Origin of the sequence: Streptomyces sp. CA-210063, assembly GCF_024612015.1 — a bacterium.
GTDB lineage: Bacteria > Actinomycetota > Actinomycetes > Streptomycetales > Streptomycetaceae > Streptomyces.
The window spans coordinates 5,128,462-5,150,852 of sequence record NZ_CP102512.1; the positions used below are offsets into that span (position 1 = coordinate 5,128,462).

General features: G+C 70.2%; 19 protein-coding genes and 1 pseudogene. 11 read left to right on the plus strand and 9 right to left on the minus strand.

Going from position 1 to position 22,391, the window contains the following annotated elements; all coding sequences use genetic code 11:
• Positions 1–203: 203 nt before the first annotated feature.
• Together JIX56_RS22250 and JIX56_RS22255 are read right to left on the minus strand one after the other, a co-directional pair.
• A pseudogene (locus JIX56_RS22250) lies at positions 204–1,325 on the minus strand (IS1380 family transposase); the annotation flags it as partial.
• 121 nt (positions 1,326–1,446) lie between these two features.
• Entirely contained in the window at positions 1,447–1,767 is a 321-nt protein-coding gene (locus tag JIX56_RS22255) for a hypothetical protein (protein WP_257542961.1), read from the minus strand.
• A gap of 692 nt (positions 1,768–2,459) precedes the next feature.
• Between JIX56_RS22255 and JIX56_RS22260 the strand changes: the two genes are divergently transcribed.
• Positions 2,460–2,657, plus strand: coding sequence for a hypothetical protein (locus tag JIX56_RS22260; protein WP_257542962.1), 198 nt, complete (start codon positions 2,460–2,462; stop codon positions 2,655–2,657).
• A gap of 219 nt (positions 2,658–2,876) precedes the next feature.
• Here JIX56_RS22260 and JIX56_RS22265 read toward each other — a convergent pair whose 3' ends face one another.
• From JIX56_RS22265 to JIX56_RS22280, 4 genes are all read right to left on the minus strand, one after another.
• Entirely contained in the window at positions 2,877–3,224 is a 348-nt protein-coding gene (locus tag JIX56_RS22265) for a DUF1330 domain-containing protein (protein WP_257542963.1), read from the minus strand.
• A gap of 1,248 nt (positions 3,225–4,472) precedes the next feature.
• A complete protein-coding gene (locus tag JIX56_RS22270; protein WP_257542964.1) occupies positions 4,473–4,754 on the minus strand; it encodes a type II toxin-antitoxin system RelE family toxin in 282 nt (93 codons plus the stop codon).
• 4 nt (positions 4,755–4,758) lie between these two features.
• Positions 4,759–5,040, minus strand: a complete 282-nt coding sequence (locus JIX56_RS22275; protein WP_257542965.1) for a type II toxin-antitoxin system Phd/YefM family antitoxin — start codon at positions 5,038–5,040, stop codon at positions 4,759–4,761.
• Between the two features lie 247 nt (positions 5,041–5,287).
• Positions 5,288–7,375, minus strand: a complete 2,088-nt coding sequence (locus tag JIX56_RS22280; RefSeq protein WP_257542966.1) for an RICIN domain-containing protein — start codon at positions 7,373–7,375, stop codon at positions 5,288–5,290.
• A 327-nt stretch (positions 7,376–7,702) separates the two neighbouring features.
• Here JIX56_RS22280 and JIX56_RS22285 point away from each other — a divergent pair, with 327 nt between their 5' ends.
• From JIX56_RS22285 to JIX56_RS22305, 5 genes are all read left to right on the plus strand, one after another.
• Complete coding sequence (locus JIX56_RS22285) at positions 7,703–8,731, plus strand: LacI family DNA-binding transcriptional regulator (RefSeq protein WP_257542967.1); 1,029 nt, start codon at positions 7,703–7,705, stop codon at positions 8,729–8,731.
• Positions 8,732–8,774: 43 nt separating this feature from the next.
• Positions 8,775–9,533 (plus strand): hypothetical protein, encoded by a 759-nt coding sequence (locus JIX56_RS22290; RefSeq protein ID WP_257542968.1) that lies wholly within the window; start codon positions 8,775–8,777, stop codon positions 9,531–9,533.
• A 68-nt stretch (positions 9,534–9,601) separates the two neighbouring features.
• Positions 9,602–10,792: a sensor histidine kinase gene (locus JIX56_RS22295; protein WP_443031856.1), complete on the plus strand. Its 1,191-nt coding sequence runs from the start codon at positions 9,602–9,604 to the stop codon at positions 10,790–10,792.
• Complete coding sequence (locus JIX56_RS22300; RefSeq protein WP_257542969.1) at positions 10,789–11,568, plus strand: response regulator; 780 nt, start codon at positions 10,789–10,791, stop codon at positions 11,566–11,568. Before JIX56_RS22295 ends, JIX56_RS22300 begins: the two co-directional genes overlap by 4 nt.
• 143 nt (positions 11,569–11,711) lie before the next feature.
• Positions 11,712–12,950 (plus strand): serine hydrolase domain-containing protein, encoded by a 1,239-nt coding sequence (locus tag JIX56_RS22305; protein WP_257542970.1) that lies wholly within the window; start codon positions 11,712–11,714, stop codon positions 12,948–12,950.
• Positions 12,951–13,164: 214 nt separating this feature from the next.
• Here JIX56_RS22305 and JIX56_RS22310 read toward each other — a convergent pair whose 3' ends face one another.
• Complete coding sequence (locus JIX56_RS22310; RefSeq protein ID WP_257542971.1) at positions 13,165–13,632, minus strand: peptidoglycan-binding domain-containing protein; 468 nt, start codon at positions 13,630–13,632, stop codon at positions 13,165–13,167.
• 287 nt (positions 13,633–13,919) lie between these two features.
• On the opposite strand from JIX56_RS22310, the gene JIX56_RS22315 reads away from it, so the two are divergent.
• Together JIX56_RS22315 and JIX56_RS22320 are read left to right on the plus strand one after the other, a co-directional pair.
• Positions 13,920–14,270 (plus strand): hypothetical protein, encoded by a 351-nt coding sequence (locus tag JIX56_RS22315; RefSeq protein ID WP_257542972.1) that lies wholly within the window; start codon positions 13,920–13,922, stop codon positions 14,268–14,270.
• Between the two features lie 291 nt (positions 14,271–14,561).
• Positions 14,562–16,973, plus strand: a complete 2,412-nt coding sequence (locus JIX56_RS22320) for a lamin tail domain-containing protein (protein ID WP_443031857.1) — start codon at positions 14,562–14,564, stop codon at positions 16,971–16,973.
• Positions 16,974–17,051: 78 nt separating this feature from the next.
• On the opposite strand, the gene JIX56_RS22325 is transcribed toward JIX56_RS22320, so the two are convergent.
• Positions 17,052–17,525, minus strand: a complete 474-nt coding sequence (locus JIX56_RS22325) for a carboxymuconolactone decarboxylase family protein (protein WP_257542973.1) — start codon at positions 17,523–17,525, stop codon at positions 17,052–17,054.
• 326 nt (positions 17,526–17,851) lie between these two features.
• Between JIX56_RS22325 and JIX56_RS22330 the strand changes: the two genes are divergently transcribed.
• Positions 17,852–18,586: an SDR family oxidoreductase gene (locus tag JIX56_RS22330; protein ID WP_257542974.1), complete on the plus strand. Its 735-nt coding sequence runs from the start codon at positions 17,852–17,854 to the stop codon at positions 18,584–18,586.
• 93 nt (positions 18,587–18,679) lie between these two features.
• On the opposite strand, the gene JIX56_RS22335 is transcribed toward JIX56_RS22330, so the two are convergent.
• Positions 18,680–19,183 carry a hypothetical protein gene (locus JIX56_RS22335; RefSeq protein WP_257542975.1) on the minus strand — a complete coding sequence of 168 codons (504 nt, stop codon included), beginning with the start codon at positions 19,181–19,183 and terminating at the stop codon, positions 18,680–18,682.
• A gap of 251 nt (positions 19,184–19,434) precedes the next feature.
• On the opposite strand from JIX56_RS22335, the gene JIX56_RS22340 reads away from it, so the two are divergent.
• Both JIX56_RS22340 and JIX56_RS22345 read left to right on the plus strand, forming a co-directional pair.
• Positions 19,435–21,069 (plus strand): alpha/beta hydrolase, encoded by a 1,635-nt coding sequence (locus JIX56_RS22340; protein WP_257542976.1) that lies wholly within the window; start codon positions 19,435–19,437, stop codon positions 21,067–21,069.
• An 831-nt stretch (positions 21,070–21,900) separates the two neighbouring features.
• The gene (locus tag JIX56_RS22345) at positions 21,901–22,377 is read left to right on the plus strand and encodes an ArsR/SmtB family transcription factor (RefSeq protein WP_257542977.1); all 477 of its coding nucleotides are present in this window, start codon (positions 21,901–21,903) and stop codon (positions 22,375–22,377) included.
• The last annotated feature ends 14 nt before the right edge of the window (positions 22,378–22,391 follow it).

Below are 22,391 nucleotides of genomic sequence, written 5' to 3' on the forward strand. Positions count from 1 at the left end.
TCGGCTCCACGGCTTTACGGAGCCACTTTGGCGCGAGCCTCGCAGATCATGGCCCCAACGTCGTGCTTTACCGGGCAGGTCCACAGACTGCCCGACGCGCCAGAAGCTTACGGGGACATGATCACTCGCGCCAAAGCAGCGCCACCCCAAAGCCGCTCCGCCGACCTCTGCGGGGCACTTGGCGAGCGATCAATTTGGGCCCGGTGCCCCTGGCGCCTGCGCAGGCCGGTGGCGCGGGCGCCTCGGATGCGGTCCTCGCAGCGGGCCCGCCTGCGGTGACGCAGTTCGAGGCTGGCGAGCTGGCCGCCTTTCGTGTTGGTCGCGAAGCAGGTCAGCCGTAGTCCGTCGAGGTCGGTGAGGCGCAACTGGGCGCCGGGGTGCGGGCGTTCCTTGCGGACGATCAGCCGCATGCCCGTGGGCCAGGTGGTCAGGTCGGGCATGTCGGTGACCTCTGCGACCCAGGCTCCGGGCCGTTCGGTGCCGCTGGCGTCGTAGGCCGGCGTCCACGCCCTCTTCGGGATCTTCAGGACGGCCTGGTGGATGGCGTCGGTGATGGTCATTCCGACGGAATACGACAGCCACCGGCCCCGGCGGGAGAGCCAGTCCAGGAAGGCGTGGGTGCCGCCGCCGGAGTCGGTGCGGATCAGTGTCTGCCGTCCCCGCCGCAGGTGTTTGGGCAGTTGGGCCAGAGCGAGTTGGGCGGTTTCGATGTGGTCGGCGGCGGTGTTGGAGCCCGCGTTGCCAGGCCGCAGCAGGGCGGCCACCGGTTCCCCGGACCCGGCTGGGCCGTGGTCGACGAACGCGACGAGCGGGTGATGACCGAAGGTCTTCTTCCAGGTCGGGGTGGCGTCCTGCTTCTCGGAGTGCGCGAGGACCAGCACCCCGTCGATGTCCACGATCACCTGGCCGTCGGCGGCCGGACTGCTTGCCCCGGCCAACTCCCAGACTCGCCGACGCACTTCGGAACGTGCGCCCCGGATCGCCGCAAGAGCTTTCGGACCGGACGCGGCGAGCGCGTCGACGAGGCGGGAGATGGTCGGATCGGAGGCCACCGGACCGAACACAGCCGGCTCGGCCCGCAGCATGCCGACGTCTGCCAGACAGTCGCCGCCGAGTGCGACGGCCAGCGCCACATCCAGCAGGATCTTGCCCGGATCGTGCACGGCCCGCGGCTTGCGCCACGGCGCCAGCGCCGCGGATATCGCGGCGTCCAGGCCGGACTTGCGGACCGTCTCGACCAGGAGCACGGCCCCGGCCTGGGCAACAACTCCACGGCCGCCGCCCTCGACACGGACACGCGGGTACGACCCGTTACTCTTCTTCACCTGGAGAGTGCTTCTTTCCTTGCAGTGACAGGACCCTCGACAAGTCCCATCGTTGCAGGTCAGCAGCACTCTCCATTTATTTGATCAAGACTCGGACAGGCCCACTCGCGAGGGCGCGCGGCTAGCCGTTTTCCCGGCCTGGCAGGGCAGCACCCTCCAGGAAGGCGTGATAGGTCTCGACGGCGTCCGGCTCGATTTCAGGGTTGGAGGGGCCGTAGCGGGTGTCCGTGCGGTCCCGCTTCGGCGCGGAGACCCAGAACTCCTCGTTGGTCTGTACGTCGTAGAAGTTCGCGTCGAACATCCCCGCTGCCCGGCGCAGTGTCCGGCCATGAAAGTACGCCGTGCTCCAGGTCTTCGAGAAGTCCACCCATCCGATCCACGAGGGTCCACGGTCGGTGTTGTAACCGGTCTTCAACTGCACGAACATCAGACGCCGAGGCATACGCTCAGGATCCTGCACAGGCCGCACCGTGACCAGCCATTTTGTGGGTGCCTACGCCTCCGCCGCCCACAAGGGCTCCGACAGGCGAGAAGGGCCCGATGCGCTCGTTCACCTGGGGAGTGTTCCTCCCTTCACAGCGGACAGAACTCCCGGCAAGCCCCATCGTTGCAGCTCAGCAGTACTCTCCGGCTATCTGATCAAGACCCGCACAAGCCGCTCGCGAAAGCCCGAGGTTAGCTTCCCAAGCTAAGGGCTCACTTTTGACTCTCTTCACCCGTACACGGCCTCATGGCGCCGGTCTGGGACCTACCGAGCGGTGCCAGCGCGGAAGTCGTCGGGAAGCCGCCGACTTCACCGAGCACTTCGCCACCGCCCTGGTCTCCGACAGGCCGCTCACCGCCGAGGGGTGGAAGACACACTGCGGGCTGACGAACCGCAGGGCCACGCGCATCTGACGCGCAGCTTGACCGAACGATCGGTCAGCCATGCTCGGCACTCACACTGGGTGATCCCAATCACAACTCCTCGCTGTGACAGGCAAATCGGTGTCCGAATAGCCGAGATCGAATTTGCGAACCGCCGATTCTGAGCCACCATGGGCCGAACCGCGCACACAGAGAAACCCGCCCTCGCCGAACAGGTTCCTAGGCGTGCACGGCAGGGCGGGTTCCGAACCTCGTGGAGGTCCAACAATGAGTGTGACCCTTACCCCGCAGGACCTGTCAAACCACAAGTCGCAACCATGGCTGATCGTCGTGATCGTTCTCGTCGTGATCGCATGGCCGTCGATGGGTACCGCCGCGGCCGCCTATGCCGATGCCGCCGCCCTCACATCCCTACTGATCGCAGTCGGTGGCGTAGGAGCCCAGTACCGCCACCGCAGCAACTGACCGTGCCCTTCCCGTGCCCGATCTGCCGGGGAACCTCGGGGAACACCGGGCACACACGGTGACAGAGCATGAGAACGTCCCCCGACCAAACACCCAGGTCAGGGGACGTTCTCACTGCTCATCGTGCGGTGGGTGTGGGATTTGAACCCACGGTGACATCGCTGCCACGACGGTTTTCGAGATCGATGATGCTTGACTCGGTCATAGAGAGCCCGATGGCTACTCGGCAGGCAGGGCCTCTCGCATCGCCTTTGCGGTGGCAGTCGGGTCGTAGCCTTCGGGGACGCCTTCGACCAGGATGATGTCGCCCTCGATGTGCCGCGAGCGCAGCGGTGCGATCTCCTGGTACGCGGGTGAGTCCCACCAGGCTCGCGCCTCGTCGATCCCGGGGAAGCCAATCACCACGACGTGCCCGGGCCAGCTGCCCTCCTTCACCTCGTGCTGCGTGGCGTGCACGAGAAAGCGTCCGCCGTACGGTTCGAAGGTGGCGGGGATGCGCTCGATGTACTCAACGATCTCCGGGTGCGGAGCGGCCTCTTGCAAGTGGGCTATGGCGTACGCGGGCATGTCGTCCTTCCGGTCGGTCGAGCTCCGTACGCCGGGAGCATGGCATGCCGACGCATTGGGGTCGATGACCTGACAGGTAAGCGGACCCCGCCCGCACCCCGGACTGGCGGCGCACATGCCCCCTGCGTGGGTGCCCGATCGGACGGTGAATGACGGTGAATGACGGGGAACAACGGGGACCGTCGGCGAGCGTTCTGGGAACGCGTAGGTCAGCGTCTTCCCAGGTCAGCCCAGCCTGGTTACGCGATCTTCCAGACTGGTGCTCCGATACCCCGTTGCGCCGGGCCTGACTCTGTCATCGAGCCCTACTGCCCGCGGGTCCCTGACTCACTCACTCGTCCCTTGGGGCACAAGCACGCTCAACCGGTAGGTAGTCGGGTGCTTCAGCCGCCCGCACAGTGTGTCGATTCGCACTCGGGAGGGGTCGGTACCAGGTCGTTCCTCTTGGAGGCTGCGCAGCCGCGCCCGGAGCTGGTCGGAGTCCTCCGTTTCGCAGATGACTTCCCAGCGCCATCCGGCCGCCAGGGCCGCGGAGGCTCGCTGGCGTTCCTCGCGTGCTTGCCGATTCCTCTTCCTCTGTCCAGGCATAGGCATCACCATGACGGCTGCCAATTCCCCAGACAACAGCGACGACGCGTTGCAACAGCCCCTGCTGAGTGTCCAACTGCGTGACAATGCCTGCGTACAGCGATGGACATGGGCGCACACCAGCGGACCATGGCAGCAGGTGCGGGGCACCCTGGCCCATGGTCGCGCGCCCGCCCAAGTTGCTTCGGGACGAAGCGGACGCGAGCTAAAGGCCGTCCCGCTCGACCAGTGAGCCGTCAGGGCTCAGCGCGATGGGAGCAGCGGTCGAGGAGGCACTCGTCGGTGAGGTCGACGGGAACGAGTTCGGAGGTGGCGAAGCTGTCGTGTTCGCCTATGGGCCGGATGCCGATGCTCTCTTCGAGGTCATGGAGCCAGTCCTGCGCGGTCTGCCGTTCCGGCCTGCGTATGTGGTTCTGAGGCGGGGTGACGACAGCGCATCACGTGTGGACCTGTAGGGCCGGCTGTGCGGCTACGGGCTGGATGGCATTGCTCGCTGCGTGAAGAAGCCCCAGGTCGGCAACCTGCGTGATTGGGCCGTACCCCCGACAGGCACCTTTCAGTAGGCCTGCCGACGGTGCCGAAGATCGCTCCCGCAGCCGGTGCTCCACCCCCGAGCAACGCTCACGCGGGCAGTCGGCACCAAGCCGCACTGCGGAGGGCCTACGGAACTTGGCGGTAGATGTCGCGACGATTGCCAACAGCCAGGACCCACACGATCAACTGGCCGTCCTCTACGGTGTGGACAAGCCGGTAGTCGCCGATGCTGAGCCGCCAGCGGGCACTGTGCCCTTGGAGGGCCTTGAGGTCGAACGACGCGGTGTCCCCCGCGTCCATCGCCTTCTGGAGTTCGGTGAGGCGGTACAGGATGCGCAGGGCGTCCGGACGCGGGACCTTGAGCATGTCCCGTTGAGCGTGCGGCGTGAAGCGCGTGACGTACCCCATGGGGTCAGCCCTGATGAGCGCGCAGCAAGGCGGCCATCTCTTCGAGCGAGACGGAGCCCTCCGTGCCCTCGGACTCGGCTTCGTCGGCCAGCTGGTTGAGCCATGCCTCTTCGGCGTTCTCCGCGATCTCACGCAGGCGTTGGTACTCCTGGATGTCGATCACGACGGCTTCCTGTTTGCCGCGCCGAGTGATGATCGTCGGGGTTTCCTCCCGACGAGCGCGATCGATGACGTCGGCGAGGTGACTGCGGACCTCGGCCATGGATTCGACGACTGGATCACTCATGTCACGAATGTAGCAGATGTACATCAGTGCGCCAGGCAGCCGAGCCCGACAAAGCACTGGCCCGGCCAATCACCAGGTCAGCGCCCAGCAGGCCCCCGGTGATCGCAACGTTCCATGAGAGCACGAGTTCGATCGTGTCACTCTCTACGCAGAAGAGCCCCGGGCCGGCGGCCTGGGGCTCTCCGTGGGCCAGAGGCCCTGTTCCGTTGACGTTGCGGCGGGCTACCAGCCCGGCGGTCTCCTCGCCCTATGAACCGTCGGCGTCCCGCGCGGCAGCCGCGGCCGCCGTCACGTCCGTCAGCGTCCAGCGCTGGTTCGAGCCCGAGTTGGGCCACCACAGGCCGACGCCGGCGCCGTCGTTCGTGGACTGGCCGTAGACGTCGGGGAGTTGGCCGGTGGCGGCGTTCACCAGGGTCCAGGTGCTGTCGCCCGTCGAGGAGAGGATCCACTGGGCGGCCTCGTCGCGGGCGCCGGAATCGGCCTCGGCGACCAGGGAGCCGTCGCGGATCGCCAGGCGCTTGTCCGAGGCCGGCTCGGTCAGGGCGTAGCGGGTGCGGTTGTCCGTCGTGCCGTGGCCGATGCGGTCCAGCTGCCACTGCTGGCCGGTGCCGTCCGTGGCGTTCGGGGTCTTGATGACGAGGCTCTTGCCGTCAGGGGCGATCGCGAGGTTCTTGCCGCTCTGGACGCCCGTGAGGGTGTAGGTGTGGTCGTCCTGGAGTTCCGCCTGGGACTTCGCTACGCCGGAGACGCCCTTCACCAGGAACGAGGTCACCGACTGGGCCGGGACCGTGATCGTGGCCTGCTTGTCGGTCACCTTGACCGGCTTCTGGCGGATCAGCTTGCCGGCGGCGTCCGTGACCACCGGGGTGACCGTCGCGGTCTTCGCGACCTTGCCGAACTTCGACAGGTCCACGGTCACCGCGCGGGACTCCGTGGTGCTGTTGACGTGGACGACCGTCGCCTTGTCGCCCTTCTTCGCGACCGCCGCCGTGCTCGACGTGTCGTTCGTCTTGATGAGGCGGTCGCCCGGCTTGATGTAGTGCGTGAAGTTACGGGCCGTGTCGAACTTGGTGTTCGTGTAGATGGGGCACGACTTCAGGGTGTCCGCCGAGGTGCAGGCGAAGGAGAGCTGGATCGAGCCCCAGTTGCCGCCCTTCGCGGACTCGCCGCCGGGCTTCATGTTGTCGTAGTCCTCGACGGGCTGCCAGAAGACCCAGGCCTGGGGCTCCAGTTCGCGGAGGTCGTCGACCATGCGCTGGGCGAGGCCGAGGCCGGGGCGCATGTCGGTGAAGCTCTGGCCGTCGCCCCAGTCGCCCTCCACCTCGCTCATCCACAGGGGCTTGTCGGCGGCCTTGGCGAGGTCGCGGACGGTGGTGCGCTGGCCGGTGCCGTAGGTGTGGACGTTCATCTGGCCGACCAGGTCGCGGACTTCCTGGGGGTAGGAGTTCCAGTTGGTGGCGAAGGTGCCCGGGTTCGTCTCGTCCATCGCGGAGATCTCCGCGTCGCTCCGGGACTTCTCCAGCACCGGGCTCAGCGCGCGCAGCACCTTCTGCTGGAGCTCGGGGCCGATGTGGGCGCCCTCCTGGCGGCCGCCGGTGGGCTGGCCGTCGGCGCCGAGCTTGGTGCCCCAGTAGTTGGTGTTGGGCTCGTTGAAGGGGTCAAGGGTGTCGACGTCGATGCCGTGGGCCTTCTCCAGGCGCTCGGTGGCGCCGACCAGGTACTTGGCGAAGTCGTCGACCGACTCCTCCTTCAGCTGGTCCTGCGACGCGTCGAAGCCGCCGGAGACGTAGCCGCTCTCCGTCATGAACCACGGCGGGGAGTTGCTGAACGTCTCCCAGTGGGTGATGTCGTTCTTGATGCGGTCGATCCACCAGCGCTGGGTGGCGTCGGCGTTCTTGTTCCAGTCGTTCTTGTCGTCGGCGCTCCACCAGTCGACGTCCTCGCGGGTGGTGCCCGCCGGGGCCTTCCACCAGCCCTCCACCGCGCCGCCGGCGCGCAGGTAGTCCTTGACGTCGGGGGCGTTGCCGCCGCCGATGTTGTAGCGGGCGATGTTGAGGTTCAGGCCGTCCTTGCCGAAGAGGAGGTCGGCGAGCTTCTCGCGTATCTCGGGCGGGTAGTCGCCGGTGGCGTTGGCGAACCAGACCAGGCTGGTGCCCCAGCCCTCGAAGCTCTGGCCCTTGTAGGAGGGGTCGGGGCTGACCGTCACCGCAGCGGCGGCGGCTGCCGTGTCGGCGTGTGCCATCGGCAGGGAGGTCGTGGCCATGGCCGTTCCGGTCGCCAGGGCGGTGATGCCGATGGCCCCGAGGAGCCGTCTCGTACGGGTGCGGTGTGCCATTCGAGTACTCCAACTCTTCCGTGCGTCGCGTCCCGGCGAGACACGGAGATCGGGGCGGGGGCCCGCGTGGTGCGGTTCGGTGCGGTGCTACTTACTTCGCTTCTGCGCGGTTCACCGTTCTTTTCGCTTCGGTTCGTCGCGCTCTCGTATGGTTTGTCTCAGTGAATGTTTACGTAAACATCCACTGAGCGCGATGTCTACACTGTCCGAATCTCGGCGGTCAAGAGTCAGTCGTCAGGCAGTCGTCAGGCAGTCGTCAGGCAGGGTCGGAGTCAGGGGAACAAGGTGGACAGGACGCGCGCCGGGCGGCCCCGGCAAGGGCCGTCCATGGGGGACGTCGCCCGGCTCGCCGGGGTCTCCGCCCAGACCGTCTCCCGGGTCTCCAACGGGTTCGCCGGGGTCACCGAGGACACCCGGCGGCAGGTGCTGGCCGCGATGCGGGAGCTGGGGTACCGGCCCAACAGCGCCGCGCGGGCACTGCGGCGCGGGGAGTTCCGGACGCTCGGGGTGATCACCTTCTCCCTCTCCACGCTGGGGAACATCCGCACGCTCGACGCGATCGCCACGTCCGCCGCGCGGGAGGGGTACGCCGTGACGCTGCTGCCCGTCGCCGTGCCGACGCAGGACGAGGTGAACGGGGCGTTCTCGCGGCTCGGGGAGCTCGCCGTGGACGCCGTCATCGTGATCATGGAGGTTCATCTGCTCGACGCGGCGACCGTCTCGCTGCCGCCCGGTGTGCAGGTGGTCGTGGCGGATTCGGACGCCGGTGACCGGTACACCGTCGTCGACACCGATCAGACGGGCGGCGCACGGGACGCCGTACGGCATCTGCTGGAGCTCGGGCATCGGACGGTGTGGCATCTGGCCGGACCCGAGGACTCGTTCGCGGCGCAACGGCGGGCGAACGCCTGGCGCGCCACCCTCGACGAGGCGGGCGGCGGCGGCAGCGGCAGCCTGGAGGCGCCGCCGCTGGTGCGCGGCGACTGGTCGGCCGAGTCCGGGTACCGGGCCGGGCTCCTGATCGCCGAACAGCCCGACTGTACGGCCGTGTTCGTCGCCAACGACCAGATGGCCCTCGGGCTGCTGCGGGCCCTGAACGAGCGCGGCCGCCGGGTTCCCGAGGACGTGAGTGTCGTGGGCTTCGACGACATTCCCGAGGCCGCGTCCTTCCTGCCGCCCCTCACCACCGTCCACCAGGACTTCGCGGAGGTGGGGCGGCTGTGTGTGGAGGGGGTGCTCAGCAAGATGCGGGAGGGCGGGGAGGAGAGGGAGGCGGGGCAGGAGCACGGGACGACGCTCGTGCCTACGCGGCTCGTACTGCGGCGCAGTACGGCACCGCCTCCGGGTGCTGTCTAGGGCCCTAGGGTTCTGGTCCGACGTTCGCCGAACCGGAGGTGCCGTGCGAGTCGCCGTACGTAGGGGATGGGTGGGCCGTGCCGTTCTGCTGGCCGCTCTGCTCAGCGGGTGCGGTGGCGCGGAGGTGCCGCCCGGGGCGACGTCGGGTCCGTCGGGCGCTGCCTCCACGGCGCCCGGTGTCGACGGCGAGGCCGACGTGGAACGGGTCTTCACGGAAGGCGAGTTGAAGGCCGCGCTTCCGCCCGCCGAGGTGTTGGGCAGGGGTGCCGAGGTGACCCGGACGGATCTGGGGCTCTTCGGCCGGTACGGGGGAGGCGAGTGGACTTCGTGCGCGGCCGGGAACGGGCCACGTGTGGAGATGCGGGGCTTCGAGGGGGCCAGCGCCCAGCAGACCGTACGCCTCGCAGGCGCCGCGGAGAACAGCCGTGTCGTCACCGTCCAGCTGGTGTCGATGTCCGCCGGGCGTGCCGAGCGCTATCTGGAGGTTCGGCACCGGCTCAACCAGGCCTGTCCGGACGTCACCGTCGACACGGAGGCCGCCCCCGTCCAGGAGCACCACGAGGCTCGCGAGATCGCCGGCCTCGGCGACGCGGCGCTGCTGGAGTCCACGCGGCGAACCGGCGGCGACGAGTACGACGGCACTCCCTCCTACGCCGTCCACGTCCGCGTCGGAGGTGTCCTCGCCATCGTGACGTCCGGCGGCGACAAGGAAACCAGCATCACGCTCGCCGCGCGGGCCACCGAGCGGGTCCGTGCCGAGTTGTACGGGGTGGACGGGGCGGCGGACGGGGCTTCGGGCTGAGTCAGCCGGGCGGCGCGCCCAGGGAGACACGTGTGCCCGTTCGGCCACCCCCGTTACGGTGGGGAGTCGTGACGGGCATACGGGGTGCGCGGGGGTGGTGGGAGCGCGGGCGTGCGCTCGGGGACGCCAATCCGTGGGTGGTGGATGTCGGGGTCGCGCTGCTGGTGCAGGGGGCGATGACGATGCCGTTCGTGGTGCCGCGGGCGGCCGGGCTGGCGCCGGCGACCTGGGCGGCGTACGGGCTGACGACGCTCACCGTGGTGCCGCTGGTGTGGCGGCGGCGGGCTCCCCTCGCCGTGCTGCTGGCGATTCTGGTGACCAGCATGGTGTACAAGCTGGCGCTGGACGGGCCCGGGCAGCCGTTGCCGTACACCGGGCTGGTGATCGTCTACACGATCGCCGCGCTGTCGCCGCCGTGGAAGCGGCTGGTCACCGGGGGCCTGCTGCTGGTCGCCGTACCGGTGGGGGTGTGGCTCAACAGCCGGACGGCGCGTGAACTGACCTTCGCCGCCTTCGTGTTCGCGGCGGCCTATGTCTTCGGGCGGCACACCGATGCCCGTCGGCGTGCGCACCGCGTCGAGGCCGAGCAGGCAGCCGCGCGCGAACGGGCCCGTATCGCACGGGAGATGCACGACATCCTCTCCCACGCGGTCAGCCTGATGATCGTGCAGGCGGAGGCCGGTCCGGTGGCGGTGCGTACGGCTCCGGAGCGGGCGGAGGCCGCGTTCGACGCGATCTCGGAAACCGGGCGGGATGCGATGGTCCAGCTGCGGCGGATGCTGGGGGTGCTGAGGGAGGGTGAGGAGAGTCCGGGGGGCTACGCGCCGGGGCGCGCGCCGCGTGAGCCACAGCCGGGGGTCGGGGAGCTGCCGACGCTCCTCGATCGGGTGCGGGGCAGTGGGCTCCAGGTCGCGTATGAGGTGGTGGGGCGGGAACGGCCGCTGCCGGGGGCTGTCGGGGCGGCTGTCTTCCGGATCGTCCAAGAGGCGCTGACGAACACGGTCCGGCATGCGGACGCCCATAGCGTGTCCGTACAACTCGCCTATGGAGATGGTGACTTGTTCATCGAGGTGACGGATGACGGGCGCGGTCCGCAGGCCGGGTACGGCGGTGGGCACGGGCTCGTCGGGGTGCGGGAGCGGGCGGCCGCGCACGGGGGTACGGCCTTCGCCGGGCCGGGGCCGGGCGGGCGCGGGTTCGAGGTGCGGGTGCGCATACCCCTGCCCGCCGTGGCCGTCGTGGCGGAGGTGGGACGTTGACGATCCGCGTGGTCGTGGCCGACGACCAGGAGCTGGTGCGCAGTGGCCTCGCGTTGATCCTCGATGTGCAGCCGGACATCGAGGTCGTCGCGGAGGTGGGTGACGGGGCGGAGGCCGTGGAAGCGGTGCGGCGGCACGGGGCCGACGTGGCGCTGCTCGACATCCGGATGCCCCGCATGGACGGCATCGAGGCGTGCCGGGCGATCAGTGCGGACGGCACCCAGGGCCCCCACAGCCCCCACAGCCCCCACAGCCCCCACAGAGCCTGCCGGATCGTGATGCTGACGACCTTCGACTCCGACGAGTACGTGTACGAGGCGCTGCACGCGGGGGCCAGCGGGTTCCTGCTCAAGGACGTCCGCCGGGACGATCTCGTGCACGCCGTACGGGTGGTGGCGCGCGGCGACTCGCTGCTCGCGCCGTCCGTGGCCCGGCGGCTCGTGGAGCAGTACACCCGGCCGGCCGCCGCCCGGGCCCGGCGGCCCGACCCCCGCCTGGACGTGCTGACCGGGCGAGAGCGCGAGACGCTGCTGCTCCTCGCGCGCGGGCTGTCGAACGCCGAGATCGCCGCGGAACTGGTCGTCAGCGATCACACGGTCAAGACGCACGTCGGCAACGTCCTCGCCAAGCTCGGGCTGCGGAGCCGTATCCAGGCGGTGATCTGCGCGTACGAGACGGGGTTGATCTCGGCCGGGGACGCTCCGCCCGGTGCCGCGGGTCCCCCGGGCGGGGGAGCGTCCCGGCCGGGCTCCTCCCCCGCGTCGGCGAGGGACTGACCGAACCGGGCACCCGAAGACCGCCTGCGCGGGCGATCCGCGGGAAGCCGCCGGTCAGAAGGATGGAGCCATCGAGAGCGACCGATAACACCAGCTCGATGACACCGGTTCGATGACACCGGCTCACATCCACGGAGTTGACCATGAGACGCACCACCCGCACGCTGCTCGCCGCCGCGCTCGTCCTGGGGGTCGCGGCGGGGCCGGCGGTCCTGCCGGCCACCGCGTCCCCATCGGGCGCGTCGGTCACCGCCCGCTCCGAGACGGATCCCCCCTCCGAGGCGGGGACCCGCTCCGAGGCGGGGACCCGCTCCGAGGCGGATCCCGAACTGGCGGCCGCCATGGAAGCCGCCATCGCGGGCCTGCCGTCGGCGGACGCGACCGCCGCGCTCGTGCGGATCGGAGGTACCGGCGGTGTCTGGCGGGGCAGTTCGGGGGTGCACGACCTGACGACGGACCGGGCGGCGGATCCGGGCGGCCGCTTCCGGGCCGGGTCCGTGACCAAGGTGTTCACGGCGGCGGTCGTGCTGCAACTGGCCGCCGAGGGGCGGGTGGACCTCGACCGGAGCGCCCGCTCGTATCTGCCGGAGCTGGTTCCGGCGTCGTACGCGGGCGTCACCGTCCGGCAGTTGCTCAATCACACGCACGGCATCCCGGCGCCCGACTTCCCGTGGACGACGGTCGAGGAGGCGTACGCGAACCGTTTCCGGATCCACGACCCGGAGGAGATGGTCCGTTCGGCGACCTCGAAGAAGCCGGAGTTCGCGCCGGGCGAGCGGCAGCACTACCTCAACATCGGGTACACGATCGCCGGGCTGCTGGTCGAGCGGGTGACGGGGGACTCGTACGAGCGGCAGGTCGCCCGGCGGGTGCTGAAGCCGCTCGGGCTGCGGGACACGTATCTTCCCGGGACCGACCCGCGGATCCGCGGCCCGCACAACCACGGCTACCAGCGGATGAAGCTGGACGACGGGACGACCGGGCTGCGGGACGTCACCGTGTGGGGGGCGACGGACGGCTGGGGGGCCGGAGGCATCATCTCGACCACGGCGGATCTGGAGCGGTTCACGAAGGCGCTGTTCCGGGGGCGGATCGTGCCGCGCGGGCCGATGCTGGAGGAGATGTTCACCGTGCCGAAGGTGGCGGACTTCACGAGCGGCAAGCCCGCCGAGTACGCCGTCGGCCTGGCGAGGAAGGTGCTCGGCGGCCGTGAGGTCTGGGGCAAGACGGGCGGTCGCTGGGGATACAACACGGCCATCGCCTCCACCCGCGACGGCTCCCGCGCGCTCGTCTACAGCGTCAACTCCACCGACGCCAAGGGCCGTGACATGAACAGGGTGGCCCTGAACATCATGGTGGCGGCCTACGGCATGCCGGAGTAGCGGGGGGGGGAGCGGGCGGTTCCCGACCGACCGATCTCATCGGGCTTCGGCGGGGCGTGGCGTGGGCGTGCGCGAGGGCGAGGGCGAACAGGTCGGCCACTGGGCCCGCCTGTTCGCCCACGACTCGCCGGTCTCCGTCGACGGGGAGATCACGGCCTGAGGAACGCCGGACGCCTACGCGGTGCGGATCACCGTCGTACGCCGCGACGGGTGGTCAGGAGCACCAGCCTCCGGTGAGGTGGGAGAACGCCTTCCAGGCGGCCCTGGTCTTGTCGCCCGCGTCGCCGTCGATGCCGCCGGTGTCGTAGCCGAGGGAGACGAGGAAGCGCTGGAGGCCGCGGATGGTGTTGGGGCCGACGTCGCCGTCGACGGTTCCGGCGTTGTATCCGCGGTCGTTGAGGAAGAGCTGCCAGGCCTTCCAGCTGTTCGTGCCGAGCTGGCCGTCGATGGCGCCGGGGTTGAATTTGCCGACGGGGGCCGCGTCACGGACGTAGCACTGAACGCTCTTGGCTTCCCAGGTCGTGAGGCCCAGGTTGTTGACGGCCTGGATGGTGACGGTCCGGGTGGGAACCTGCTGGGCGGGAGCGGCTGCGGCCGTGGTGGCACCGGCGAGGGTGCCGATGCTGAGGGCGGCGGCGGTGAGAGTACCTAACAGCGCTTTCGTGAGTGTGCTCGATGCCATGCGTGTTTCCCCCTTGTACGGGAGTGACTCGGTCGGCGCCGAGACTACCGCCGGGCGTTTGTGAACCGGTGGTGCCGGTTGTGAGGGTTTTGACAGGCACTGGTCAACCTGCGGACCATCGAGTATGACTGGCCGTCAGTTCAGAAGAGGCGGTTCCGATTCCGGTCCCGCCCACCACAGGCGACGTCGCGGACTGCGCCGTCGTGGTCGTCCGACGCGGCACATCGGCAAGCGAAACCAGTGGGTTCGCCGCACCCACCGACACCAGCACTCTTAGGCTCCACCCCATGGAGCAATCCGAGATCATGCAGCGAGTCGTCGGCATCCTCACCGAAGCGATCGAGATGCGGCGGCAGGCTCGCGAGCACCCCGGCGCCGAGGTGGCGTTGACGGGGGCCATCTCCGCGCTGCTCGCGGAGACCTTGCCCACCGTCGAACTGCCCGCCGACGCGAGCGCCCAGGAGGCCACGGGCATCATCGCGGACGCCCTGGGACCGGCCATCGTGTCCCTGGCCAACTGCTTCTCCTACGCCTTCGTCCACCTTGCCGAGGTGCACGACGCGGGGCGGACCGACACGACGACGGCCGACGTCCTGCGGTCCCTCTCGCTCCGGTTCGCACAGCGGGACGGGGAGTGACGCGACCGCGCGCCCGGCCATCGAGCAGGTGACCGGGCGCACTTCGTCGTTCGACGGGCTCACCCACCCCTGTCGTCGTTCGACGGGCTCACCCCCCTTCGTCGTTCGACGGGCTCACCCACCGCTTCGTTCCCGGGATTTAACCCGCACCCCCTTGGCGACTCCCCCTCTACGCGCGTAACTTGAGCCGACTCCCCCCACACCACCGCTTCGACGTACCCGATGTACGAGGAGACCGCCAGCGTGTCCATATCCGACAGATCCGATCGATCCGCGGGAAGCGGGGCCCGTGTGCGCCGCGTCGCCTACCCGCTCGTGTCCGTGGGCGCGGCCGGCGCGCTCGCGTTCGGCGTGCTGCCCGCCGCGTTCGCCGCGCCGTCCACGAGCGCGCTGATCTCCGAGGTGTACGGCGGTGGGGGCAACTCGGGGGCGACCCTGGTCCGGGACTTCGTCGAACTGGGCAACGCCGGTTCGGCGGCGTACGACCTGTCGGGCTACAGCGTGCAGTACCTGCCGGGCTCGCCCTCGGCGTCCTCGCAGTGGCAGGTGACCGCGCTGAGCGGTTCGGTCGCACCCGGGGGCCGGTATCTGGTCGCCGAGGCGGCGGGCAGCGGCGGTACGACGGCGCTGCCGACGGCCGACGCGACCGGCTCGATCGCGATGAGCGCGACCAGCGGGACCATCGCCCTGGTCGCCGGTACCGCCGCGCTGACCTGCAAGACCGCCGCCGACTGTGCGACGGACAGCAACGTCGTCGACCTCGTGGGCTACGGCAGCGCGCTCGTCCGGGAGGGCGGCGGCCCCGTCACCGGCGCCTCCAACACCGCCTCCGTCGCCCGTGCCGCGTCCCTCGCGGACACCGACGACAACGCGGCCGACCTCGCCTCCGGTACGCCGTCCCCGGTCAACTCGGCCGGTGAGACGCCCGGTTCGGGCGACGGGGACGGGGGCGGCGACGGTGGTTCCACCGAGCCCGGGCCCCTCCGCGTGCACGACATCCAGGGCACCACCCGGCTCTCCCCGCTCACCGGGCAGACGGTCACCCGTGTCCCCGGCATCGTCACCGGCGTACGGACCTCCGGTTCGAAGGGGTACTGGATCCAGGACCCGCAGGCCGACAGCGACCCCCGTACCGGTGAGGGCGTGTTCGTGTACACCGGGTCGGCGGATCCGACCGTGAAGGCCGGGGACTCCGTGCTGGTGACGGGCAAGGTCACCGAGTACTACCCGAGCAGCACCAGCCAGTCGGTCACGGAGATCACCGGGCCGACCGCGACCGTGCTGTCCGGCGGCAACGCGCTGCCCGCGGCCGTCACGCTGGACGCGTCGACCGTGCCGGACGCGTACGTGCCGACCGCCGGCGGCGGCAGCATCGACGCGCTGCCGCTCGAACCGGCCGTGTACGCCCTCGACTTCTACGAGGCGCTGGAGGGCTCGCGGGTGCGGGCCTCCGACGCCCGGGTGGTCGGCGCGACCACGGAGTTCGACGAGATGTGGGTGACGGTGAAGCCGCAGGAGAGCCCGAGCGCGCGCGGCGGCACGCTCTACTCCTCCTACGACCAGCCGGGCACCGGCCGGATGAAGGTGATGTCGCTCGACACGACGACCGCCTTCCCGGTGGCGAACGTCGGTGACGAGCTGTCCGGCACGACCAGCGGACCGCTCGACTACTCCACCTTCGGCGGCTACAACCTCCAGGCCACCCAGCTGGGCACGCTCGTCGACAACGGGCTGAAGGCCGAGAGGACCCGGCGCCAGAAGGGCGACGAGCTGGCGGTCGCCACGTACAACGTGGAGAACCTGGACGCGCTCGACGGCCAGGAGAAGTTCGACCGGCTCGCCGAGGGCGTCGCGGTCTCCCTCAGCTCGCCCGACATCGTCGCCCTGGAGGAGATCCAGGACGACAACGGCGCGACGAACGACGGGACGGTGACCGCCGAGGCCACCCTGACCCGGTTCACCGACGCCATCCGCGCGGCCGGCGGCCCCCGCTACCAGTGGCGTTACATCGCCCCCGAGAACAACCAGGACGGCGGCGAGCCCGGCGGCAACATCCGTCAGGTCTTCCTGTTCAACCCCAAGCGGGTCTCCTTCACCGACCGGGCCGGCGGCGACGCCACCACGGCCACCGGTGTCGTGAAGACGTGGAAGGGCGCGCAGCTTACGTACTCGCCGGGCCGGATCAACCCCACCAGCGACGCCTGGGGCAGCAGCCGCAAGCCGCTGGTCGGCGAGTTCGTCTTCCACGGCGAGCGTGTCTTCGTCATCGCCAACCACTTCGGGTCCAAGGGCGGCGACCAGCCCCTGCACGGCCGCTACCAGGAGCCGGCCCGCAGCTCCGAGACCAAGCGCCACGAGCAGGCCGCAGAGGTGAACACCTTCGTCAAGTCGCTACTCAAGGCGGACCGGAACGCCAAGGCCGTCGTCCTCGGCGACCTCAACGACTTCGAGTTCTCGCAGACCATGACCGCCCTCACCGACGGCAAGGTCCTGAACTCGCTGATCAGCACCCTCCCGGCCGCCGAGCGCTACACCTACGTCTACGACGGCAACTCGCAGACGCTGGACCACATCCTGACCAGCCCGGCCGTCACGCACTTCGACTACGACGTCGTGCACATCAACGCCGAGTTCGCCGACCAGGCGAGCGACCACGACCCGCAGATCGTACGGATCGACGTCGGCAGGTGCCGTCGGAACTGACCGTCGGCCCAGCCGGCCGGTGAGGAACCCCCAGGTCCGTCCGTGACCTGGGGGTTCGTCATGTGGGCGTGCGTTCGGTTATCCGAACATGCCCACCTGGTAGTCGCCCGCCGGCTGCCGCACGATGACGTTCAGCCGGTTGAAGGTGTTGATGAGGGCGATGAGGCCGACCAGGCCGGTGAGCTGGTCCTCGTCGTAGTGCTTGGCGGCGTTCTCCCAGACCTCGTCGGGGACACCGCCGGCCGCGTCGGCGATCCGGGTGCCCTGCTCGGTCAGCTCCAGGGCGGCTCGCTCGGCCTCGGTGAAGACCTTGGCCTCCCGCCAGGTCGCGATCAGGTTCAGCCGCTGGGCGGTCTCCCCCGCGTGCGCGGCCTCCTTGGTGTGCATGTCGAGGCAGAACCCGCAGCCGTTGATCTGGCTGGCGCGGATCTTCACCAGCTCCTGGGTCGCGGCCGGCAGCCCCGTCTCCTCTATCGCCTTGCCGGCCGCGACGAAGTGCTTGACGAGCTTCCCGGCGACGGGGGTGGCGAGCATGTTCAGACGCGCTTCCATGGTGGGCTCCTAAGTGCCGTCGTATGCGGTGACAACACAAGGACGGAGCGCCCCGGGCCGGATGTGACACGCCTGAATGTGACCTGCGTCACTCCCGCCGGGCGTCGCGTACGTCGAAGGCCCGAGGTGGTGGTCGGTCAGGTCCTCACGCCAGGGCCTGTCACGGTGTGCTGCCTGGGTGTGGTGCACCCGGGTGGCGCTCGTCCTGGTTGGTTGCGACGGACCTGCCCAGACTCGGCTCCACCACGAACAACTCGTGGTTCGTCACGGGCACTTCGGGTCCACCACGGACACTTCGGGGTCCGCCGAGAAGGAGAGAGCCAGACATGACATTCACGCACAAGGTCGTGGCCGTCACCGGGGCGAGCAGCGGGATCGGGGAGGCGACCGCCCGCCGGCTCGCCGCCGACGGTCACCGTCTGCTCCTCGGAGCCCGGCGCACCGACCGGCTGGAGGCGCTGACGAAGGAGATCACCGCCGCGGGCGGCACCGCGGAGTTCCGGCGGCTGGACGTCACGGACGCCGCCGACGTCCGGGCCTTCGTGGCCGCCGCCCACGCGCGCTACGGCCGGGTGGACGTGCTGGTCAACAACGCCGGGGTGATGCCGCTCTCGCCGCTGGAGGCGCTGAAGACCGACGAGTGGGACCGGATGATCGACGTGAACGTACGGGGAGTTCTGCACGGGATCGCCGCCGCGCTGCCCACGATGCGCGCCCAGGGCGGCGGGCACTTCGTGAACGTCGCCTCCGTCGGCGCGTACGAGGTGTCCCCCACGGCGGCCGTCTACTGCGCCACCAAGTTCGCCGTCCGCGCGATCTCCGAGGGGCTGCGCCAGGAGTCCGCCGGGGACATCCGCGTCACCCTCGTCTCCCCGGGCGTGACCGAGTCCGAACTCGCCGACGGCATCTCCGACCCCGCCGCCAGGGAGGCCATGAAGGCCTACCGGGCCGTGGCCCTGCCCGCCTCCGCCATCGCGGACGCCATCGCCTACGCCGTCGCCCAGCCCGCGCAGGTCGACGTCAACGAGATCGTCGTACGGCCGGCCGCGAGCGCCCAGTGAGCCGGTGCGGGTCCGGGTGAGGCCACGACGCGCGGGGCCGGGCCCCGCCGGCGAAGAGCCGGGCCCAGCCCGGGTGTCGGGCGGTGCTGTCGGTCAGTAGAGCGCGACCCTCGGGTGGACGGTGCCCTGGGCCGCCGGGTCGGTGGCGGTGAGGCGGTAGACCTCGGTCAGGGTCTCGCCGGCCCGCAGGGTGCGCTGGGCGGTGGACAGGTCGGTGAAGAGGGTGCCGGTCTGGGTGCCGAGGTCGACGGGCTTCCAGCAGCCGCCGGCGGTGCGGCGCTCGACCTCGATGTCCGACGGGTCGAGGAACGGGCCGGCGTCCGGCGACTCCACCAGGAGCTGCGGGGCGACGGTCCGGTCCGCCGTGGAGTCGTTGCGGTAGGTGACGGTGACCTCGTGGCTCTCGCCGTCCGCCGTGAGCGGGCTGGTGGCGAGGTCCACGAAGTCGACGGGTATGGCGGGCGTCTGCTGGGCCGTGGTCGCCGTCGTGGTGGCCTGGGGCGTGGCCGCCGCGGCGGGGCCCGCCAGGGCGAGGCCGGCGACCGCTACGGCGACGGTGAGAAGGGCAACCCGGAGACGACTGTTCTTGGCTGACACGTGCGCGGTTCCTTCGGGGTCGTGGGGGTCCGGCCGGGCCCCATCACTGGATACCGGCCAGGGACGTTCCCAAGATTACGAAGCGAAGGTCGAAGACGGTAACTACCGCCGGGTAGTGGAGAGATCCCGTGGAAAGTCGGCCACAGCGGCACCCGTCTGGCCAATTTCCCCTCTCTTGAGCTAGACATGCTCCGACCTCACCTTGACCAGTGAGTGCTTGGGGAATCAACAGCCCAGGGGGGAACACCCAGATGACACCGCAGCAGCCCGCACCGAGACGCTTCGCGCGGCTCAGACTCGTCGGGGCCGCGCTCACCGCCCTCGTCCTCGCGGGAACGGGTACGGCGACGCAGGCCATGGCCTCGCCGAAGACACCACCGACTCCGCCCGTGCCGACGCTCACCTGGACCGACTGCCAGGGCGGCTTCGAGTGCGCGAACGCCGATGTGCCGCTGGACTACCGGGAGCCGCAGGGCCGCACGATCACGCTCGCGGTGGTCCGCAAGAAGGCCGCCGACCAGACGCAGCGCAAGGGCACGCTCTTCATGCAGCCCGGCGGGCCCGGCAACTCCGGGGTGGACTTCGTCCGCAACAACTACGACGACCTGCCGGCCGCCCTCCGCGACTCGTTCGACGTCTTCGGCTACGACGTCCGCGGTGTCGGGCGCAGTTCGGCGCTGACGTGCTTCGACGACGCCCGCTACACCAAGGCCGTCACCGACGCCAAGGGCGTCCCGGGTCCGGACGCCTTCGGCCCGGCGCTGCGCGAGGCGGCCGAGTTCAACCAGGCCTGCGTCGACAACGCGGGCGCCCTGCTGCCGTACGTCGGCACCGAGTACGTCGCCCGCGACATCGACCTGCTGCGCCAGGCGCTCGGCGAGGAGCAACTGACGTACTACGGGCGGTCGTTCGGCTCGTACATCGGTACGGTCTACGCGGCGCTGTTCCCGAAGCGGGTGCGGGCGCTGGCGCTCGACGGGGCGTACGACCCGGTGCACTACGCCAACCGCCCCTACGCCTATGACCGGCCCCAGTACCTGGCGCTCGACGGCGCGATGAGCCGCTTCCTCGACTGGTGCGCCGCCGACCCGGCGACCTGCGGCTTCGGGGACGGGGACCCGCGCGCGGCGTTCGAGCAGCTGAAGAGCGACCTCGACGCGAACCCCGTCACGACCGCGAGCGGCGGGAAGGCCAACGGCTACACCCTCGTCTACCGGCTGATGTTCAACATCAACGAGGGCAAGGTCATCTGGCCGTCGCTCGGCGCGGCCCTGCGCAAGGCGCAGCTGCGGGACAACACCTCGTTCCTGCTGCGGCCGCCGTCCCCGGCCAGCTTCGACTTCCTCGGCCCGAACGTGGTCGTCGAGTGCGTCGACCGGGAGTACCCCCGCAGCCTGCACCAGTTGAAGCGGAACGTCACGGCCAACGCGAAGGCGGCGCCGCTGCTGGGCCCGGCCATGGCGTACGGCCCGCCGACGTACGACCACCAGCACGCCACCGCGTGCGTCCAGTGGCCCGGTGAGCGGGTCAGCCGCTACGACGGCTCCTACCGGGCGAAGGGTTCGTCGCCGATCCTGGTCATGGGCACCACCGGTGACCCGGACACCCCGTACCAGGACGCGGTCGCCCTGAGCCGGCGGCTCGACAACGCCTCGCTGCTGACGTTCGACGCCGAGGGCCACACCGCGTTCGGCCGCAGCGCCTGCGCGACGGACGCGGTCATCGGCTACCTCGTCGACCTGAAGGTCCCGGCCTCCGGCACGACCTGCGCGGACGAGACCCAGCCGCCGTCCTCCACCCCGAAGACGGCCCCGCCCGGCACGACCCTGGGCGAACTCCGCAACGGCGTCAACGAGCGCGTGGAGCGCATCGGCTCCGTGGACTGACCGGTCCGTGGACTGACCGGTCCGTGAACTGACCGGCTCCGTGCACTGATCGCCCTGCGGCCCCGAACCCCGGGGTGCCCGCCCCGCCACGGCTGGCACCCCGGGGTTCCGCACGTCCACGCTCGCCGGGGTCCGGCCCCCGGAACGCGTGGTTCTTGTGCAGGCCCGCGTGTCCGTCTTGCCCGGCCGTGGTGGGCGGTGTCACGGTGCCGAAGCTGTGTATGACCTGTGCATGGCATGGCTGAGGTGGGACCAGGGGGAGCGAGCCGGTGGGGCTGCGGATCCATTTCACGTATGAGGACCTGGCCCGGGTGGTCCTCGCGGAGGAACCCGATCCCCTGCGGGAAGGGCTGCTCAGCGTCTCTGACTGGCTTAGTGATCCCCAGCGTTGCTCAGGGATGTGAGCCAATCGTCTTCGTGCCCTGGTGCTGAACGGCAGGAGCCGTCAGCCCGCGTGGCATGTCCCTCCGGACGCTGGTCGGTGAGATCTCGCGACCTCACCGAGGAGGGTGCCCGACGTCGCCTGGGCGCCGAGCGTGTGCGTGACAGTCTGTCACGGGATCACTACGGACCGCTAATCCGACTGGCGAGCTGGCCCTGGCCCGGCCGCTCCCCGGCTGGGCCCGCCCGCTCGCCGACGGCGACACCCAGGCGCTGCACGGGCTCGCCGACCTGGTCCGCCGGCACCACGAGCGGTTCGTCGCCCCGCACTGGGCCCATGTCCGCACCCGCTTCGACGAGGCCCGGTCGGTCGCGGCGAGGGCCCTGCTGCGGTCCGGCTTCGCAGGTCTGGCGGAGCGGCTGCACCCCAGCGTGCGCTGGTCGGCGCCGGTGCTGCACATCGCGGGCCCGCATCTCCAGGGCGACCTGTATCTCGGCGGGCGAGGGCTGCGGATCATCCCGTCGTTCTTCTGCTGGCCCGGCCCGATCGTGCTGAAGGACGGCTCCCTGCCCCCGGTGCTGGTCCACCCGGTGACCCACGATCCACGCTGGCTGGCCCCCGCGCCGCCCGCCGCCCCCGGCACCCACCAGGCCCTCGCCGCGCTGCTCGGCAGGGCACGGGCCGCGGTGCTGGAGGAGGTGGCCGAGGGCCGGACCACGAGCGAGCTGGCCGGCCGGGTCGGGCTCAGTCCGGCGACCGTCAGCCATCATGTGGCCGTGCTGCGGGAGTCGGGGCTCCTCACCAGCCGGCGGATCGGCGGTGCCGTCCTGCACACCCTCACCGGCCTGGGCGCCGACCTCCTGGAAGGCGGCCTGACCTGCGGCATTCGACCACGCTCGAAAGCCGTGGTGCCGGCCGGGAGCTGACGGTGACCATGGGG

Bases quoted from the DNA above. Each gene is read 5' to 3' on its own strand.
- JIX56_RS22310 (WP_257542971.1), bottom strand. From the start codon at position 13,632: ATGGCATCGAGCACACTCACGAAAGCGCTGTTAGGTACTCTCACCGCC.
- JIX56_RS22305 (WP_257542970.1), top strand. From the start codon at position 11,712: ATGAGACGCACCACCCGCACGCTGCTCGCCGCCGCGCTCGTCCTGGGG.
- JIX56_RS22315 (WP_257542972.1), top strand. From the start codon at position 13,920: ATGGAGCAATCCGAGATCATGCAGCGAGTCGTCGGCATCCTCACCGAA.
- JIX56_RS22340 (WP_257542976.1), top strand. From the start codon at position 19,435: ATGACACCGCAGCAGCCCGCACCGAGACGCTTCGCGCGGCTCAGACTC.
- JIX56_RS22325 (WP_257542973.1), bottom strand. From the start codon at position 17,525: ATGGAAGCGCGTCTGAACATGCTCGCCACCCCCGTCGCCGGGAAGCTC.
- JIX56_RS22285 (WP_257542967.1), top strand. From the start codon at position 7,703: ATGGGGGACGTCGCCCGGCTCGCCGGGGTCTCCGCCCAGACCGTCTCC.
- JIX56_RS22270 (WP_257542964.1), bottom strand. From the start codon at position 4,754: ATGGGGTACGTCACGCGCTTCACGCCGCACGCTCAACGGGACATGCTC.
- JIX56_RS22260 (WP_257542962.1), top strand. From the start codon at position 2,460: ATGAGTGTGACCCTTACCCCGCAGGACCTGTCAAACCACAAGTCGCAA.
- JIX56_RS22280 (WP_257542966.1), bottom strand. From the start codon at position 7,375: ATGGCACACCGCACCCGTACGAGACGGCTCCTCGGGGCCATCGGCATC.
- JIX56_RS22330 (WP_257542974.1), top strand. From the start codon at position 17,852: ATGACATTCACGCACAAGGTCGTGGCCGTCACCGGGGCGAGCAGCGGG.
- JIX56_RS22255 (WP_257542961.1), bottom strand. From the start codon at position 1,767: ATGCCTCGGCGTCTGATGTTCGTGCAGTTGAAGACCGGTTACAACACC.
- JIX56_RS22275 (WP_257542965.1), bottom strand. From the start codon at position 5,040: ATGAGTGATCCAGTCGTCGAATCCATGGCCGAGGTCCGCAGTCACCTC.
- JIX56_RS22265 (WP_257542963.1), bottom strand. From the start codon at position 3,224: ATGCCCGCGTACGCCATAGCCCACTTGCAAGAGGCCGCTCCGCACCCG.